Source organism: Psychrobium sp. 1_MG-2023 (genome assembly GCF_030689115.1).
Lineage (GTDB): Bacteria > Pseudomonadota > Gammaproteobacteria > Enterobacterales > Psychrobiaceae > Psychrobium.
Window position 1 is genome coordinate 12489 of the sequence record NZ_JAUYVJ010000006.1, and the last position, 17280, is coordinate 29768.

The following is a 17280-nucleotide window of genomic DNA, read 5'->3' on the forward strand; positions in this document are numbered from 1 at the left end:
TAAACCTGTAAAAGCGGTTGCTATATGTTTAAAATAAAAGCATATCACAGATTAAAAATATGCCTAAGCAGCTTAGGTAAAAGATACGAGAAAATTTATGGCTATCCTTAACGTTTTACGCTTTCCTGACCCAAGATTACGCACTGTCGCAAAAGAAGTTAGTGAAGTAACCCCTCAAGTGCAAAAGATCATCGATGACATGCAAGAGACCATGTACGACGAAAAAGGCGTTGGCTTAGCGGCAACACAAGTAAATATTCATCAACGCATTGTTGTAATGGATTGTTCCGAAGATGCGGATACGCCTATTATCTTGATCAACCCCGAGATTATTCGTCGTGAAGGTTCAATGCAAAATGAAGAAGGTTGTTTATCTGTACCAGGCACTTATGCCAGTGTTGAACGCGCAGAGTTCATCACGGTAAAAGCACTAGATCGTGACGGTGAGTCTTTCGAACTTGAGGCAAGTGGTTTACTGGCGATTTGTGTTCAGCATGAAATTGACCATTTAGACGGCAAACTATTTGTTGATTACCTTTCGCCATTAAAACGCCAGCGCATCCAAAAGAAGCTAGAAAAAGAAGCCAAGCTATTAGCTAAAGAAGGGTAATTCATTGCAACCTCTACGTATTATATTTGCTGGAACACCCGATTTTGCTGCTAAGCACCTAGAGTCGCTCTTAAACTCACAACACCAAGTTGTTGCAGTTTACACCAAAGAAGACACACCTTCAGGTCGCGGTAAAAAGTTACAACCTAGCGCTGTTAAAGTCTTAGCTCAGCAACATGATTTACCGGTGGTGCAACCAAAAACATTGCGCAATGCCGATGCTCAAACAGAGCTTTCAGCTTTTAATGCAGATTTGATGGTTGTAGTCGCTTATGGCTTAATCCTACCCATTGAAGTTTTAGAAGCTCCTCGATTGGGCTGCATCAATGTACACGGTTCATTACTGCCACGCTGGCGCGGTGCAGCACCAATTCAGCGCGCAATTTGGGCTGGAGATAAACAAAGCGGTGTAACGATTATGCAAATGGATGTCGGTCTAGATACAGGCCCGATGCTCCACAAAGCCACCCTTGATATTGCCAGTGACGAAACCAGTAGCAGTTTATACGAACGTCTCGCCGAATTAGGCCCGCATGCATTAGTTGAAGCAATTGATTTATTAGCGCAAGACAAGCTAATTGCCGAGCCACAAGACGATGCCGCTGCAAACTATGCCGAAAAGCTATCAAAAGATGAAGCAAGAATCGACTGGCATGACAGCGCTACTCATATTGAACGTTGTGTTCGTGCCTTTAACCCGTGGCCTGTATCTTACTTTCAACTTGGCGATCAGGCGGTAAAAGTATGGCAAGCGAGTTTAAGTGATACAACGACATCTCAAGCACCAGGCACCATCGTTAAAGCCGATAAACACGGTATTGGAGTCGCTACAAGTGATGGCGTAATCAATTTAGAGAAATTACAATTCCCAGGCAAAAAAGCAATGGCAATTAGTGATGTCTTAAACAGTCGTAAAGCATTATTTGCTCCTGACACAGTTTTGTAATTTAAAGGTTTAATCAATGAATTTACGTGCAGTCACCGCACAAATAATCGGCGCAGTTTTAGATAAAGGGGAATCGTTAGCAACAGCGCTTCCTGCTGCCCAAGGCCGATTGACCAACCCTAAAGATAAAGCGCTCTTACAAGAGCTTTGTTATGGCATCATGCGTGAACTGCCTCAACTTGAGTTCTACATCAATCGTTTGATGGATAAACCAATGACAGGTAAGCAGCGTGTTATCCATTATTTATTGCTAGTTGGAGCTTATCAACTGCTGCACACACGCATTCCAGCCCATGCAGCCCTCGGTGAAACCGTTGAAGCAACCAAAGATTTAAAGCGCCCTAAATTGAAAGGTCTAATCAATGGCGTTTTACGCAATCTTCAGCGTCAACACGAATCACTAAGTCAAGAAATGCCTACGAAGGCCCCGATAGCATATTGCCATCCAAGCTGGTTCATCAAACGAGTAAGCCAAGCTTACCCGAAACAGTGGCAACAAATTCTTGAAGCTAACAACCAACGCTCTCCGATGTGGTTGCGTAATAATGCGAGTATGCAAACACGCGACGACTATCTAGCTCAATTAGCTGAATTAGAAATTGAAGCACACGCTGGCGTGTTAGGTGATAATAGTATTAAGCTAGTAAAACCAAGCCCAGTCGGGAAATTACCACAGTTTGATCAAGGGGCTTGTTCAGTACAAGATGGTGCAGCCCAACGTGCAGCTGAAATCCTAGGCGCTCAGCCGGGCGAGTTAGTACTAGATGCCTGTGCTGCACCTGGTGGAAAAACCTGTCATATCCTAGAAAGCGCTCAAGGAGTTGAGGTTGTTGCGCTTGACTGCGATCAACAACGCTTAGAGCGGGTTCAACAAAACTTAGATCGTATCGGGTTAAACGCACAACTTATTTGTGGCGATGGCACCCAACCTCAAGAATGGTGGCAAGGGGCACAATTTGATCGCATTTTATTAGATGCACCTTGTTCTGCTACAGGGGTTATCCGTCGAAATCCTGACATCAAGTGGTTACGTCGTGATAGTGATATCGCGCAACTTGTTGAGCTACAAAAGCAAATTCTTGAAGCTTGTTGGTCATTATTAAAATCTGGCGGTACACTCGTCTATGCAACTTGCTCAGTGCTGCCCGATGAAAATAGTGAACAAATTAAACAATTTTTGCAGCAACACACCGATGCAAGCTTACAGCCATTACACCAAGATGACACACCACAACAACCGGGCTTGCAGTTGTTACCCGGACAAGATGATGTCGATGGTTTCTATTACGCGAAGTTAACCAAAGCATAAAAGCATAGTTGGAAAGATTAAGGAAAAGTCTGTGAAAATAATTATCTTAGGTGCAGGTCAGGTAGGTGGTAGCCTTGCGGAAAACCTTGTCGGTGAAGATAGCGATATTACCCTCGTGGATAGTAATCGTGATGCGTTAGCCGAACTCAAAGATAAATTAGACTTAAGAGCGGTATATGGCCACGCTGCGCACCCTCAAGTATTACTTGAAGCGGGTGCTGACGATGCGGACTTATTAATTGCCGTGACTAACTCAGACGAAATCAACATGACCGCATGTCAGGTTGCTTATACCTTATTTAATTTGCCCACAAAAATCGCGCGAATTCGAAATGAAGATTACATTGATTACGCGCGATCGCTTTTTTATTCCAGCAAGCAGCAATGTAAAGACAATCACTCTAACAAGCCCATGAAAGGCGGCTTTGTTATCGATGAATTGATCGCCCCTGAAAACCTTGTAACGGGTTATATTCGCCGTTTAGTCGACTACCCTGGTGCTTTACAGGTATTACAGTTTGCTGATAAAAAAGTAAGTTTAGTCGCAGTTCGAGCCTATTACGGTGGACCACTAGTTGGCCACGCCCTGTCAGCCCTGCGTGAACACATGCCTAACGTTGATGCTCGAGTCGCCGCTATTTTCCGTCAAGGTCGTCCAGTTCGCCCCCAAGGTACCACCATCATCGAAGCTGATGATGAAGTGTTCTTTATTGCAGCAACAGGCCATATTCGTGCGGTTATGAGTGAATTGCAGAAGCTTGAGAATCATTATAAAAAAATCATGATTGTTGGCGGTGGTAACATTGGTGCAGGCCTTGCCAAACAACTTGAAGGTAATCATAGAGTTAAACTGATTGAGCGCAACCCTAAATGTGCAGAGCGACTTTCTCAAGAACTCACCGATGCTACAGTATTTGTCGGTGATGGTGCCGATCATGAGCTCTTAAGTGAAGAGCACATCGAGCAAACCGATTTATTTATCGCTGTGACCAATGATGATGAAGCGAATATCATGTCATCAATGCTGGCTAAGCGTATGGGGGCCAAAAAGGTCATGGTGCTCATTCAGCGCGGGGTTTACGCTGACTTAATGGAAGATACCAATATTGATATCACCATTTCACCACAGCAAATCACCATTTCAGCGTTGTTATCCCACGTGCGTCGTGGTGATATCAGTAATGTTTATTCGTTACGCCGTGGTGCAGCAGAAGCGATTGAGGCGATAGCCAATGGTGACTCTATGACCTCAAAAGTGGTTGGTCGACGCGTGATGGACATAAAACTACCGCCAGGTGCAACCATTGGTGCAATCGTTCGTGGTAATGATGTTTTAATTGCCCATGATAAAACACAAATACAGTCGGCAGATCACGTCATCTTGTTCTTAATCAATAAGAAGCATATTGGTGATATCGAGCGTCTATTCTCACCAAGCGCTTTCTTCTTGTAGCAGCTCTTCAATGTCTACAGCCGATACCATTAAAAAGGGGGCTATATGCCCCCTCCTTATTCATGCAATAAATCTTTAGCTAACCGGTTATTTCGGCTTTGAATAGCGCGCTGCTCCAAATCCTAATAAACTTAATCCAACAAGAGCCAATGAACCAGGCTCAGGAATACCAACCGTAGAACCTTCCGGTGGCTCGATAATAATACCGCCACCATCAATTGTGCCACCACGTAAGCCAATGGTGATTACTTCAGAGCTTCGAGTTTCAAAAATAGTAAAGCTACTATCAAAGGTTGTAAACTTATTGTGGGTTTGGTGCCCATTTAGCATTGAATTATCAAACCCTATTGCTAAGCCCGTTGCAGTAAAACCTGTGCTACCCGAAATTGAAGGGCCCGAGGCCGCTACCGCTGGTGGTAAGAAATCATAGTATGTTGATACATTTGCACCTGAATTAGCCCAAATATCTCCTCCTGCATTAAAGAATGAAGCTATTTCAGTATCAAATGAATTAAGCGTATTTGATCCTGTCAAGCTCAAAGCACAGCCACCACAATTAGCCTGACTCGCGATTACCAATAAATCAATACCTGCAAGGAATGTACTAAAAGTCGCCTCGCCAGCAGCACCAGGTGTTACCGTTGAAATATCAAACGTACTAAAAGCACCATAATCATCCAATACTGTCGTATTAGCTAAGCCACCAGGATCTCGAACAAGGCCAATGTCATAACTTCCTGAAGCGGTTGGCGTCGTTGTGCCGACCCCCCTTAAGTAATCAATTGCAACATTGGAAAAACTCGAACCCGCCCCCGTTTGGTTGTTGTGCAATAATACATCATGCCCTGTCATTAGAATATCACCAGCAACAGCGCTCAGTGGTAAAAGGCTAGCAAAGGTTATTACTAACGCCTTCTGCTTTATATTCATAATAAATATCCTTCTTATCTATTTAACAATTAAAAATAAATAAAATTTATTTTTATACAATTAGTTTCGGCAGTCACCAAATTTCGAGCTTCAACCGAAACAACAGCGTCACAGCATAAGTTGTTCCAAGAGATAAATAGCATTAATAATCAAACAATTAATATAGACAAAAAATAATTGGATAAAAAAACGAATTGCTTGTAAAAAATTTAGACATTAATTGAAACTACTTTTACATGCCCCACTATATATTGGCTTAATAAATTATTTTATAAGTGGCTTTTTAGGGCAAGCATGACATCTTCACATTGCTGGCTAAACGCGCTTTGAGGAAGGAAAAGGTGAGCTCCATAAGCTTGCTCCAATGCTTTCATTTGATGGAGCCAAGCGGCGATAGGGCCAGTTATCTCATACCCTTGAGTCATTTTATAAGGAGTAAGGTTAAGGACGGCTTGTTCAGGTGTGATTTCTTGCTGTTGAACAGCGAGTACCATAAGACTGCGTTGTTCGTGAACTAAACGGCTGGCAAGGCGTGGTGAAATACTGCTGGCGATACGTTCCATATCTTTAAGCTTTATTGCTATATAGGGAAGCTCTTGCTGCTCTAAATCATGGCGAAAAATTGGAATAAAAATACGCTGAATATTGTGCCACTCAATAGACCATTGCCCATAGCGGTGAAAATAGCGCAGCTTTTTTTGGCTAACGGCTAAACTATGACGAGGCTCCCAGTGTTTAGCAACCCCTACCGTCAATAACACTAAACCAATTAAGCTAATCAACATCAGCTGTGTTTTCAGCTCTGTCCATAGCACCTGTCCCATTAAGAAACTGATGCAAAACACCGCTAAACCACCAGCAATAAACCACCATTTATAATGACTTGCAGGAGATGCAATATATTGAATTAAATGGTGCTTATTGTCAGGAGCTACTGGCTTCATGAAGGTTAACTACTCACGCTAGCTAAGGGCAATGATCTCTTCTGCATACTGTTCAACTTTATTCCAATCAGTATACTCAATATCTTGTGAAGTGTCGGTCACGCCCCCCGTAATCTTCATGATTAAACGAATAATCAACTTATCACTCCAACGATATTTACTATAGAGCAGCGCTCCCGCAAAGACCGCTTGTAGTTGAGGCTGCCATGGTGAAAGCTTGATGAATTTTTTCATGTAAGCATTAGTTTCAGGAGTATTCTTATTAGGCTTACGCGCCGTTAAGTTGACACAGAAAAAACCATTCGGACGTTGCTCAATTTGCTCCTGATGCTGTTTTACAAATGCCATAACCTGCTTATTAAAATGACCATAACGAATGGACGCGCCAATAATCAGTTTATCGACCTCTTGCCAATCAACATTGTCCGCGTCATCTAGTGACAATAGCTTAACCGCTTGTTGCTCCTGTTGCATTTTATCGGCAATCGCCTGACAAATCTTAAGGGTTTGACCATCGCTGGTCGAATATATTAATAAGGTAAAAGACATATTGATTAATTTTTCCAAAATGCAGGCGTAAATAACACTAACAAGGTAAAGATCTCTAAACGACCAAAGAGCATCGCGACTACTAAAATCCATTTAGCAGGGTCATTAATATTGCCATAATGAGCGGCCACTTCCCCTAGCCCTGGTCCTAAATTATTTAATGACGCAGCTGTGGCACTGAATGCGGTAATATCATCAAGGCCAGTGAATAATAGTGCCAGCATACAAATAACAAAAACAAGCGCATAAGCAGCAAAGAACCCCCACACCGCATCAACAACACGGTCGGGCAAAGCTTTATTGCCTAATCTAATTGCAAAAATAGCTCGCGGGTGCACCAAACGTTTAAGTTCACGTGCCCCTTGCAAGAATAGCAATACGATACGAATCACCTTCATCCCGCCGCCCGTCGAGCCAGCACAACCGCCCATGAAAGAAGCAAAAATCAGTAACAAAGGTAAAAATAATGGCCAACTACTAAAGCTTTCTGTACCAAAGCCCGCAGTCGTTGAAACAGAAACAGCTTGGAATAATGCGTGATTAAAAGCTTCATCAACGGACAGGTAAATGTTCTCTTTATATAAGACTGCAAAGACAATCAGAACCAATACGAATTGAAACATCAAAAACAAACGCATTTCAGGATCACCAAAGTAAGATTTTAACATCCTATTTGGCCTAATAATCGCCGCATAATGCAAACTGAAGTTAACCGCAGAAATTAATAAGAACACGACACAAATGGCATTGATTAATGGTGAGTTAAAATAGCCCATACTGGCATCATGTGTTGAGAAACCACCAATAGCAATGGTCGAGAAACTGTGACATATCGCATCAAAACCACTCATTCCGGCCCCCCAGTATGCAAGGGCACATAACGTAGTTAATACCAGATAGATATACCATAATGCTTTCGCTGTTTCGGCAATCCTTGGGGTCATCTTAGAGTCTTTAACCGGGCCCGGTGTTTCAGCACGATACAGCTGCATGCCACCGACACCTAACATCGGTAGTACCGCAACGGCTAATACGATGATACCCATACCGCCGAGCCATTGCAGCAAGTGGCGATAAAACAGTATCGCTTTTGGCAAATCGTCAAGGCCGGTGATCACGGTGGCCCCTGTGGTTGTTAATGCAGAAAATGATTCAAACACACTATCTGTAATGCTCATATCAGGCCGTTCTGATAAGAGAAACGGCACTGCACCTACACTTCCTAGGGCCAACCAAAACATCACCACAACGACAAAGCCATCGCGTACTTTCAGCTCTCGTCTAAAATCACGATTAGGGTACCAGCACACTAGACCAATAAGCACACAGACAATAAACGACTTAACAAAGGCAACACCACCACCATCATTATAAATCGCAGCAATTAGTGCTGGCACCAACAATGTGGTACTAAAGATAGTGATTAAGAGGCCTAAAATTCGGATCAACGAACGTGTTTGCATGAGTCGATTTAACACTAGCTAGAATAAGAAATTACGCTTAATGTAACACAGCTACCAACTGAAAAATATCGCTTTTGAGTCAAACTATAGGCTAGGGTTTTCTGGTGGCGAAAGAACGTGAAATATAGGTAGAACCCTTGAGTATTCTACCGTAGCCCTTTACATTTCAACACTATCTGAGCGATGACTAATGGACACCTAAAAATCGTGGTTCCGGCATGTTTTAGCCGGAGCCTCGTGTTTAACAATTCAAGCGAGACTCTGAATAAAACACTTTCAAGACGACTGACTGCGTAATTAAAGATTTCACCAAGTGAATATTATGGATTAAGCAAACCATGCAGTTTATTAAAAATCAGCTCGCCATCAACCCGAATACCATTATGCTCATAATCGCTCGATACCCACGTTTCTAGCCCTTGTACTTGCGCCACCGTTTCTAAACTGTAATTAATATCGACATACATATCATTAAAGTAAATGGCCGCAGCCACGGGCACCTGATTAGTTTTAAGTACATCGAGATCGTAAAGCATCGGCCAATCATCTTTCTCTGCTAAGTATTGCGCCGCTTGCTGAAGTGGCTTTAGGTTAGCAAACTGCTCAAACATCCATGGAAAGATCATTTCGCCAGTAAATAAAAAACGCTGCTCAGGGTTTAAATAATCGAACTGGGGATAGGCTTGTTTTCGCACACGGTGTGCTGACCAGTTAGAAGCAAATTGTTGGCAATAGATTGACTCATGTAAGAATGCAAAAATTGGATTGGTGTCATAGTCAAGCAATGACATGAATTGATGTTTAAAGATATAACTCAACTCGCGCTTGCCATTAACATCAGCAAACGCTTGCTCTAATAGATAATACAACCCTTCATGACCTCCGGTCATTCCAAGATGAATACCTAATAATTGAAATTTCTCTACGGTCAACGAGCTACCATCAGGTAACAACTCATCGTGAACGAATAGATGGTCTGCCACCGCCTTAGCCATACTTTGCGCTTTGGGGAAACGGCTAAAAAATTGATTATTTTTCTCTTCAACCCGAGCAAACGTCGCTTGATAAACATCATCAGCACAGCGAGCTAACGATGGAATACCACCAGTAATAAACGCCTGAGCTAGCCCTTCGGGTGCGCTTGATAAATAGCGCAGCACACAAAAACCACCAAAGCTCTGCCCAATAATAGACCACTTTTCATCACCAATGAGCTGTCGACGTATCAGTTCGGCATCACGCACGATATTATCCGCACGAAAGTGACTTAAATACGCTGCTTGAGCCTCACTAGTCAAATGCGCCAATGTTTGCGCCGTCACTGGTGAACTATTAGCAGTTCCACGTTGATCTAATAACAACACCCGATAATGGGCAGAAGCCGCTTTAATCCAACCATCAAGTCCCATTGGACGCCCGGCACCAAAACCCGGTCCACCTTGAAAGTAGACGAGGTAAGGTAACTGTTGCTGCTGGGCTTGTTTACTCGCTATCTCGCGCACATAGACGGTAAGCTGCTGCCCTTCGGAGCAAGCATGATCTAATGGCACTTCAAAGTAGTGATCTTTGCAATATAGCCCGTTAATAATATAGGTATCGGTCATGACGGTATTCTTTTAACGTATTAAAGTAAGATAGCGATAAGTATAAAATATACACCCAATAAAGTACGATTAATTTTTAGGTTTGATACCACGAAGCAAGCTCTTTCTTACCCTCGGCTATCAGCCGCTTGGCTATCGAATGTCGATGCTCAAGCGTTGTGTTAATGCTAAGTTTTTCCACCAGCTCAACCTTAGCCAGAGAGATCTCAAAGCACCGAATAAAATCCAACTTTTGGTCAATCGCCTGCTTTGGCAACTGCTCAATGTGCCAGCTTTGCTGCTCCAAAAAATCGACTTGCTGGATCAATGACTGTAACGATTCCTTACCAGCGCTTAAAAATCTAAACAACCCCTCTCCTTGTAGCATGCGATAATCCCATGTCGGCACTCGCTGTTCTGGATGTTTCGTTGGTGAAATATAGGTGTCAGCGCCGTGAAAAATAAAGGTGACTGTAGGGCAGTTTTCCAATAACCAAACGAGCTTATTATCACGTGCTAAATGCCCAATCAAGCGATGGCTATTCCGATCATAAATCAACGGTATGTGGATCACTTGAGCCAGTAAATTATCACTGGATGCAACCATTAAGTGCGCTAACGGGTAATTTTCAATTAGTGAAGCTTGTTTAGGGGTTAGTTCAAGGCCGACTTTTGTGCTACGAGCTTGTCCGGTAGTCTTTGCTAACATGCAACTCTCTAAACCTTTCTTTACCTCAGCCCACTCCTTATCAATAATGCTATAAAGCGCTGTATCCCTTGTTTCACCGTTCTCAAATAACCGCTGTTGACGTAACACTCCTTCAAACTGAGCGCCCAGTCGGCGAATAGCATTACGTGATTTCTGATTGTGTTGATGGGTTTTAAACTGCACCCTAATTGCACCAAGGGTTTCAAAAGCATAATTGAGTAATAAATACTTCGCATGAGTGTTAATGTGGCTGCGCTGAAACTCAGGAACAATGAAAGTAAACCCTATTTCAATGCCCTTATTTTCCAAATCAATACTACATAAACGAGTACTTCCCACCAATTGTCCACTGAAGCGGTCAATAATCACAAAGGCAACCTGTTCACCTGAGGCAACCTTAGTCAAAGCGATATCAAGCCATGCCGCGGCGTCATTGATGCTCTGGCAGGGGTTAGGTTTCACCCACTGCCACAATGAGGGGCAACGACCTGCACGATAAAATTGATCTAAGTGTGCTTGAGTAAGTGGTTTTAAAATGACTTTATCTGTCGCTAACTCAATAGATTGCGGTTGTAACATCTGGCTTCTCCCGTTGAAATATATTGCATTATCTTCCAGCAACTTTGGTATATTAAAAACAACCAGATTAAACAAGAAAGCTAGACCAGTGAGACAACTTAACTTACAGGCGTTAATGACCAAAGCATCAGGCCAAGCTAAATACTTGCAACTGACCAGCGCCATTCGCGAGTCGATTAAACGTGGGTTACTCACCGCACAAGAAAGACTGCCATCGGCACGCGAACTGGCATTGCAACTATCGTTAAATCGCCACACGGTCATGGCGGCATATCAAGAGTTGATTGCTCAGGGCTGGCTATATAGCGAGCCACGAAAAGGCTACTTCGTCAGTAAATTACTGCCCATTGATAGTTCAGACACCACGCAACAATTAGCAGATAAAAAGCAATCTAGTGGTTTTAATTGGCAATTCACACGAGCGATCGCAGCGCCCAATCTGGAGTCTTCTGATAGTTACCCATATAATTTTGCAGGAGGCACACCTGATGTTGCGCTGTTTCCGTTCAATGACTTTAAAAGCTACGTCAGTGAGTCATTAACACGCCCCAATATAGCTAACTTACATTATGGCAATAATGCTGGTTTTCCTGATTTAATAGAACAAGTTAGTCTTTATCTGCGCCGTACTCGATCCTTGACTGGCCGTCAAATTTTGATCACCAATGGTTCACAAGAAGCGCTCTACATTTTGTCGCAATTATTATTAAATGAGCACAGCAGTGTCGCCACTGAAGCAATGGGCTATGCGCCTGCATGGCAAAGTTTTCGCAGTGCTGGCGCTAACCTAGTCGCCATAGCGCAAGATGAACAAGGCCTCATTCCAGCGGCATTTGAGCAAGCGATCATTGAGCAACAGCACCTCAAACCAATTAAACTGCTGTATTTGACTCCGCTGCATCAATACCCAACCACAGTGACCTTAACGATGGCGCGTCGCCATCAAATTTATCGTATCGCACAGCGCCATAATATCGCGATCATCGAAGACGATTACGATCATGAGTTTCATTACCGTTGCCAACCTTTAGCACCCATGGCCAGCGATGATCCTAGCGGCTTAGTCATCTATTTATCAACCTTTTCTAAAGTGATGTTTCCCGGTGCAAGAATTGGTTTTATGGCGTTAGACAAGCAGCTATCTGACGCAGTGATAGGCTATAAAACAATTATGAATCATAAAGTAAGCACGCCAATGCAGGATGCAATCGCACGTTGGATGAAATCAGGTGCGTTTGAGCGTCACCTGCGTAAAGTCACCAAAACATACCACCAGCGTCGAGACTTCATGACACAATTGCTAAACGATTATAAAGCGTCTGGCCAAGTCGTGGCATTTAACGAACCCGATGGCGGCATGGCAATGTGGGTTGAAATCAATCAAAGTGCCGCACAACTCGCCGTTAAAGCAAAGAATCAAGGTATTTACCTCCAGCACGAAGGCCTATTTTGCTTACCCCCTCATCAAAACCAAGATCGCTTCATTCGCTTAGGCTATGCAGGAATGGATGAAGAGAAGCTTAAAGCGGGTTTAGCACTGCTATTTCAGGCGAATTAGCCCGAATAAAACTTCAGAGGATCATTATTTGGTATTAAATTAACCCTTATTCGCTAATAATCCCCTTGTTTACTGGCTTTTAGGACGCATTTTTATTAAATTAGGTCGTGTATATATCATTCGCCACTTTTAAAGCGTCACGGAAAACATCATGCTAAATTCTGCACTGCCAAAATTAGAACAACTTATCGAACAACTTATCGTTAAAAACAGCTCATTGAGCCAAGATCTTGCACAAGCAGCAAGCCAAAACGAAGAATTAGCACAACAAGTTAAGCAACTTGAAGACGACAATGAAACATTACAACTTGAAGCGTTAGAGCAAGAAGAAAAGCACGCAGCAACCCTTGAGAAAATCAATGCCATCGTTGGTCGCCTTGAGCAAGAAGAGGCATAATGAGCCAAGAGTTAAAAATTACTCTGCTCGATAAGCCTTTAACTATTGCCTGTCCTGATGGGCAGGCATCGGCTTTGCTTGAGTCAGCTGCGTTGCTTAATGAGCAAATGCGAACGATTCAACAAAAAAAGCCAACCACCAGTTTATTAAATATTGCGCTGATTGCAGCATTAAATATTTGTCATGAACTGTTAACGCATCAACAGCAACACCAGCTTGATAGTGACAAGATCACCTTGTTAACGCAGTTGGTTGAGCAAGCGTTAGACTCGTCAGAGAATAGCACCGAAATACGCTAAGCCTTCTTTGCTAAACCAGTTTTTCTCAGTCAAAAGATGGTTTAATTCTTCTTTAGCGTTACCCAACAATATTAGCAAATATCTGATATTTGCTAATATTTCATTTACCAGCAATAATTTACCTCGTTTTGTAAATATAACTCAAAGACAAGGTAAGGACTGTTCACCATGATCGACATTGCATCATTTAACCAATGGCTTCTCGAAGTCGGTCAACACCAGCTTGGGTTAGCGGCTGACTCTCTTGGCTTTCCATTACTCAGACTCGCCTTACTCGTCCTCGCGATAAGCGTATTGCACATAGTCACCGTCTCTTGTGTGATTCCGCTCATTCGCAAAGCCATCGTTAGAATGCATCATGCGATGGCGACCTACTTACTCAAACACCAGCTGTTTATTAATTTATTACGCTTTATTCCCGTGGTATTAGCCCTTAAGAGCACTGAGTTTATTGCACACCCCACCTTAGAAACAGTATGGCTAAAACTCGCCAATATTGTGTTGGTGATCTATAGTGCTAAGCTACTCTTTAGTCTCTTAAACGCATTGCACGACTTGCTTGAGCACCGAAAAATCACTCGTGATATGCCGATTAAACAGGTGATGCAATTATTGAAACTTGCTGTTATCGCCGTTGCCTCAATTATCGCAATATCAACCTTATTAGATAAATCGCCAACTTATTTGCTTAGCGGCCTAACGGCTGCCTCAGCGGTGATCTTATTGATCTTTAGAGACTCGATTTTAGGCTTTGCCGCTGGTATTCAAGTGGCTAGCCAAAAGCTGGTTAAAGTCGGTGACTGGATAATTCTCGGCTCTCAAGCCGACGGTGAGGTAGTCAGTATTTCAATCACCACTTGCACCGTGAAAAACTGGGACAATTCACTGAGCTTCGTACCAGCCTATGACTTAATCAATAAACCGTTTAAAAACTTTCAACAGATGTATGGTAGCGGTCGCCGGATCAAACGTAGCCTCAATATCGATACCGATAGTGTGCGCTTTTTTAGCGAACAAGAAATTGAAAAGATGAGTCAAATTACTCGCCTAGCCCCCTGTGTCATTCAGAAAAAACAAGAGCTGGTCAAGGCTAATCAAGGCGTTGATAATCATAACGATGTGGCTGAAATTAATCTGCGCAAGATGACTAATTTAGGCTGCTTTCGTACCTACATTAAAAACTACTTATTAAGCCACCCGGCAATTAACAGTCAAGCCACGGTACTAGTGCGTCAATTACAACCCACCGAGCGAGGTATTCCGTTAGAGCTATATTGCTTTACCCACGCAGAAGGCACCGCTTGGGTAGCATTTGAAGAGCTGCAAGCTGATATATTTGATCATTTACTCGCGTCGATTCATGTGTTTGATTTATCGATTCATCAACACCCGAGTAGCCGCTCGGTTGATCGTATCAGCCAAACATTAACATAACCCCCTCATTAGGAATTAAGATGACACTCTCTAGTATAAAAATTTCATTGATTAGCCTTGTTAGCGCGTTCGCCCTACTCGGCTGCGCCAATACCGCGCCAACCAACCCAAGCACTGAGACGAAAGAAAGCACCGCACAAAGCATTCGCCAAGTGATGGCCAACCAACAACAAGCATGGAACAGCGGCAACCTGACAGCGTTTATGCAAGGCTATTGGCAAAGTGACAAATTGCGTTTTGCATCAGGCAATAGCTATCGTTTTGGCTGGCAATCAACCCTAGACAATTACATTAAGGGTTACCCAGATAAAGCCACTATGGGTCAGTTGAAATTTGATATTATCGACATCAACCAAGTCAGTGACGATGTGGCGATTGTGTTTGGTCGTTGGCATTTAACCCGCGAAAACGATCAACCCAAGGGCCTATACACTTTGTTGTTTGAAAAAAAGAACGGCCAATGGTTAATCACCCAAGATCACACCTCAAGTGCTAAAAATTAAAAACACCAGACAAATCAAGATGTATTTGACCGCTCGCACAATATGCGCGATCATAACCAGATATTTTTAGAAACAACTGACGAATAAACAAAGGGTCCTCATGTTATCAACAGCAATGATCGAAAAGCTCAACGAACAAATCAATCTTGAATTTTACTCATCAAACCTTTATCTACAGATGAGCGCTTGGTGTGAAGATCGTAGCTTTGATGGTGCCGCACTATTTTTACGTAAGCACGCGAATGAAGAAATGGAGCACATGAAGCGCCTATTCACTTACGTGTCTGAAACTGGTGGCCTACCAATTCTTGGTGCGATTGATGCGCCACCGCACAACTTCGAGTCATTACGTGATGTATTTGAACAAATTTTAGAGCACGAATGCCTAATCACCAAACAAATCAATGAGCTAGCGCACGTTGCATTCACAACGCATGATTACTCAACCTTTAACTTCTTACAGTGGTATGTGGCAGAACAGCACGAAGAAGAAAAATTATTTAAAGGTGTATTAGATAAGCTAACGCTTATCGGTGAAGACGGTCCTGCTATGTATATGTTTGATAAAGACTTTGCCGCATTGGCTGTAGAAGGTGGTGGCAGCATCATGGAACCTGGCGCAACAGTAGTGTAGCGCTCACCTTCAGTCCTCGTTATAATTGCGCGAGAAATAAAAAGGATGCTTCAATTAAGCATCCTTTTTTTATGTATTGAATATGTAAAAAATCAAAAGAGAATATTGTATGAGCCACGTTGACGTTATTATTATTGGTGCAGGTGCTGCAGGTTTACATTGCGCCGCAACCGCAGGTTATCGCGGTCGCCAAGTATTACTCCTTGATAACGCCAAAAAAGTCGGGCGCAAGATTTTAATTAGTGGCGGCGGCCGTTGTAATTTTACCAACTACAATATCGAACCTAGCGCTTACATCTCAAACAATAAACATTTTTGTAAATCGGCGCTAAGCCGTTATACACAATGGGATTTTCTCAGCCTAATTGATAAATATAACATCGCCTATCACGAAAAGACCCTTGGTCAGTTATTTTGTGATGATAGCGCGAAAGACATTGTTAGCATGCTAGAAGCCGAGTGTCGCGATGCCAATGTCACTATCGGTCTGCGCCATGAAATCATGGCAATTACCAAAACCGAGCAGGGTTTTAGTGTCACCACCAGCGAAGGTAAATACAGCTGTGAATCATTAGTCATTGCGACGGGCGGTCTGTCGATGCCAAAGCTGGGTGCGACCCCATTTGGTTATAAGGTCGCGCAGCAATTTGGCCTAAAAATGACAGATACCTGTGCCGGACTCGTACCATTCACATGGCAAAACACCGATAAAGAAGATTACGAGTCGCTATCGGGGATCAGCTTACCCGTCTCTGTGACCAGTGAAAACGGCACTAACTTCAGTGAAGACATGCTGTTTACCCACCGTGGCCTTTCGGGTCCAGCGATCTTACAAATCTCATCTTACTGGCAAGCAGGACAAGCGATTACCATCGACCTGTTACCAAGTAACGATTTAGAACAAATCATTATCAGCAGCCGTGAAAGCAATCCGAAACAGGCACTAAAAACCTGTTTAAGCCAACACTTTCCGAAACGCCTGATCGAACGTTTAATTGAGCTCAACAAAGTGAGCGACAAACCGCTTAACCAGTTAAATGACAAAGAAGTGAGCACGATTGCGCAATACTTCCATCAATGGCAAATCAAACCTAACGGCACCGAAGGCTACCGCACTGCCGAGGTTACTTTAGGCGGAATTGACACTGACGAGATCTCATCAAAAACCATGATGGCCAAAAACGTCGACGGCCTGTATTTCATCGGCGAAGTAGTCGATGTCAGCGGCTGGCTCGGTGGCTATAATTTCCAATGGGCATGGAGCTCGGGTTGGTGTGCGGGGCAGTTTGTTTAACTGTATTGATGAAATTAAAACGAAGACAGTTTAAATTGCATCGAAGACAATTTTTTTAGTTTAGGAGTTGCTTAAGGTTTAATTAA

General features: G+C 43.0%; 17 protein-coding genes. 11 read left to right on the plus strand and 6 right to left on the minus strand.

What is annotated here, in order from left to right; all coding sequences use genetic code 11:
- Positions 1-97: 97 nt before the first annotated feature.
- The 4 genes from def to trkA are packed head-to-tail and all read left to right on the plus strand — an operon-like array spanning position 98 to position 4318.
- Positions 98-610: a peptide deformylase gene (gene def / locus Q8W26_RS04455; protein ID WP_101213604.1), complete on the plus strand. Its 513-nt coding sequence runs from the start codon at positions 98-100 to the stop codon at positions 608-610.
- A 4-nt stretch (positions 611-614) separates the two neighbouring features.
- Positions 615-1556, plus strand: a complete 942-nt coding sequence (fmt, locus tag Q8W26_RS04460; RefSeq protein ID WP_305472416.1) for a methionyl-tRNA formyltransferase — start codon at positions 615-617, stop codon at positions 1554-1556.
- Between the two features lie 16 nt (positions 1557-1572).
- A complete protein-coding gene (gene rsmB, locus Q8W26_RS04465; RefSeq protein WP_101213602.1) occupies positions 1573-2865 on the plus strand; it encodes a 16S rRNA (cytosine(967)-C(5))-methyltransferase RsmB in 1293 nt (430 codons plus the stop codon).
- 31 nt (positions 2866-2896) lie between these two features.
- Entirely contained in the window at positions 2897-4318 is a 1422-nt protein-coding gene (gene trkA / locus Q8W26_RS04470) for a Trk system potassium transporter TrkA (protein ID WP_101213601.1), read from the plus strand.
- Between the two features lie 87 nt (positions 4319-4405).
- On the opposite strand, the gene Q8W26_RS04475 is transcribed toward trkA, so the two are convergent.
- From Q8W26_RS04475 to Q8W26_RS04500, 6 genes are all read right to left on the minus strand, one after another.
- Positions 4406-5248: a PEP-CTERM sorting domain-containing protein gene (locus tag Q8W26_RS04475; RefSeq protein WP_305472419.1), complete on the minus strand. Its 843-nt coding sequence runs from the start codon at positions 5246-5248 to the stop codon at positions 4406-4408.
- 269 nt (positions 5249-5517) lie between these two features.
- Positions 5518-6192: a DUF2982 domain-containing protein gene (locus tag Q8W26_RS04480; RefSeq protein ID WP_305472420.1), complete on the minus strand. Its 675-nt coding sequence runs from the start codon at positions 6190-6192 to the stop codon at positions 5518-5520.
- Positions 6193-6210: 18 nt separating this feature from the next.
- Complete coding sequence (gene hemG / locus Q8W26_RS04485; RefSeq protein ID WP_305472422.1) at positions 6211-6741, minus strand: menaquinone-dependent protoporphyrinogen IX dehydrogenase; 531 nt, start codon at positions 6739-6741, stop codon at positions 6211-6213.
- A gap of 5 nt (positions 6742-6746) precedes the next feature.
- Positions 6747-8204 (minus strand): TrkH family potassium uptake protein, encoded by a 1458-nt coding sequence (locus Q8W26_RS04490; RefSeq protein ID WP_101213597.1) that lies wholly within the window; start codon positions 8202-8204, stop codon positions 6747-6749.
- Between the two features lie 320 nt (positions 8205-8524).
- The gene (locus Q8W26_RS04495) at positions 8525-9808 is read right to left on the minus strand and encodes an alpha/beta fold hydrolase (protein ID WP_101213596.1); all 1284 of its coding nucleotides are present in this window, start codon (positions 9806-9808) and stop codon (positions 8525-8527) included.
- A 76-nt stretch (positions 9809-9884) separates the two neighbouring features.
- Positions 9885-11075, minus strand: a complete 1191-nt coding sequence (locus Q8W26_RS04500; RefSeq protein WP_305472425.1) for a GNAT family N-acetyltransferase — start codon at positions 11073-11075, stop codon at positions 9885-9887.
- Positions 11076-11163: 88 nt separating this feature from the next.
- Between Q8W26_RS04500 and Q8W26_RS04505 the strand changes: the two genes are divergently transcribed.
- The 7 genes from Q8W26_RS04505 to Q8W26_RS04535 all read left to right on the plus strand — a co-directional run bounded on the left by Q8W26_RS04505 (position 11164) and on the right by Q8W26_RS04535 (position 17194).
- Positions 11164-12633 carry a PLP-dependent aminotransferase family protein gene (locus Q8W26_RS04505; protein ID WP_305472426.1) on the plus strand — a complete coding sequence of 490 codons (1470 nt, stop codon included), beginning with the start codon at positions 11164-11166 and terminating at the stop codon, positions 12631-12633.
- A 151-nt stretch (positions 12634-12784) separates the two neighbouring features.
- Positions 12785-13030, plus strand: a complete 246-nt coding sequence (locus Q8W26_RS04510; RefSeq protein ID WP_101213593.1) for a DUF904 domain-containing protein — start codon at positions 12785-12787, stop codon at positions 13028-13030.
- Positions 13030-13329: a cell division protein ZapA gene (locus Q8W26_RS04515; protein ID WP_101213592.1), complete on the plus strand. Its 300-nt coding sequence runs from the start codon at positions 13030-13032 to the stop codon at positions 13327-13329. Before Q8W26_RS04510 ends, Q8W26_RS04515 begins: the two co-directional genes overlap by 1 nt.
- Before the next feature lie 168 nt (positions 13330-13497).
- The gene (locus Q8W26_RS04520; RefSeq protein WP_305472427.1) at positions 13498-14763 is read left to right on the plus strand and encodes a mechanosensitive ion channel family protein; all 1266 of its coding nucleotides are present in this window, start codon (positions 13498-13500) and stop codon (positions 14761-14763) included.
- Between the two features lie 20 nt (positions 14764-14783).
- Positions 14784-15266, plus strand: coding sequence for a nuclear transport factor 2 family protein (locus Q8W26_RS04525; protein ID WP_305472429.1), 483 nt, complete (start codon positions 14784-14786; stop codon positions 15264-15266).
- Positions 15267-15366: 100 nt separating this feature from the next.
- A complete protein-coding gene (ftnA, locus tag Q8W26_RS04530) occupies positions 15367-15900 on the plus strand; it encodes a non-heme ferritin (RefSeq protein ID WP_305472430.1) in 534 nt (177 codons plus the stop codon).
- 109 nt (positions 15901-16009) lie between these two features.
- Positions 16010-17194: an NAD(P)/FAD-dependent oxidoreductase gene (locus tag Q8W26_RS04535; protein WP_305472432.1), complete on the plus strand. Its 1185-nt coding sequence runs from the start codon at positions 16010-16012 to the stop codon at positions 17192-17194.
- Positions 17195-17280: the final 86 nt, after the last annotated feature.

Excerpts from the sequence above, each read along its gene's own strand:
- Q8W26_RS04520 (WP_305472427.1), top strand. The coding sequence starts at position 13,498 with ATGATCGACATTGCATCATTTAACCAATGGCTTCTCGAAGTCGGTCAA.
- Q8W26_RS04495 (WP_101213596.1), bottom strand. The coding sequence starts at position 9,808 with ATGACCGATACCTATATTATTAACGGGCTATATTGCAAAGATCACTAC.
- ftnA (WP_305472430.1), top strand. The coding sequence starts at position 15,367 with ATGTTATCAACAGCAATGATCGAAAAGCTCAACGAACAAATCAATCTT.
- hemG (WP_305472422.1), bottom strand. The coding sequence starts at position 6,741 with ATGTCTTTTACCTTATTAATATATTCGACCAGCGATGGTCAAACCCTT.
- Q8W26_RS04510 (WP_101213593.1), top strand. The coding sequence starts at position 12,785 with ATGCTAAATTCTGCACTGCCAAAATTAGAACAACTTATCGAACAACTT.
- rsmB (WP_101213602.1), top strand. The coding sequence starts at position 1,573 with ATGAATTTACGTGCAGTCACCGCACAAATAATCGGCGCAGTTTTAGAT.
- def (WP_101213604.1), top strand. The coding sequence starts at position 98 with ATGGCTATCCTTAACGTTTTACGCTTTCCTGACCCAAGATTACGCACT.
- Q8W26_RS04490 (WP_101213597.1), bottom strand. The coding sequence starts at position 8,204 with ATGCAAACACGTTCGTTGATCCGAATTTTAGGCCTCTTAATCACTATC.
- Q8W26_RS04515 (WP_101213592.1), top strand. The coding sequence starts at position 13,030 with ATGAGCCAAGAGTTAAAAATTACTCTGCTCGATAAGCCTTTAACTATT.
- Q8W26_RS04480 (WP_305472420.1), bottom strand. The coding sequence starts at position 6,192 with ATGAAGCCAGTAGCTCCTGACAATAAGCACCATTTAATTCAATATATT.
- Q8W26_RS04535 (WP_305472432.1), top strand. The coding sequence starts at position 16,010 with ATGAGCCACGTTGACGTTATTATTATTGGTGCAGGTGCTGCAGGTTTA.
- Q8W26_RS04525 (WP_305472429.1), top strand. The coding sequence starts at position 14,784 with ATGACACTCTCTAGTATAAAAATTTCATTGATTAGCCTTGTTAGCGCG.
- Q8W26_RS04475 (WP_305472419.1), bottom strand. The coding sequence starts at position 5,248 with ATGAATATAAAGCAGAAGGCGTTAGTAATAACCTTTGCTAGCCTTTTA.
- Q8W26_RS04500 (WP_305472425.1), bottom strand. The coding sequence starts at position 11,075 with ATGTTACAACCGCAATCTATTGAGTTAGCGACAGATAAAGTCATTTTA.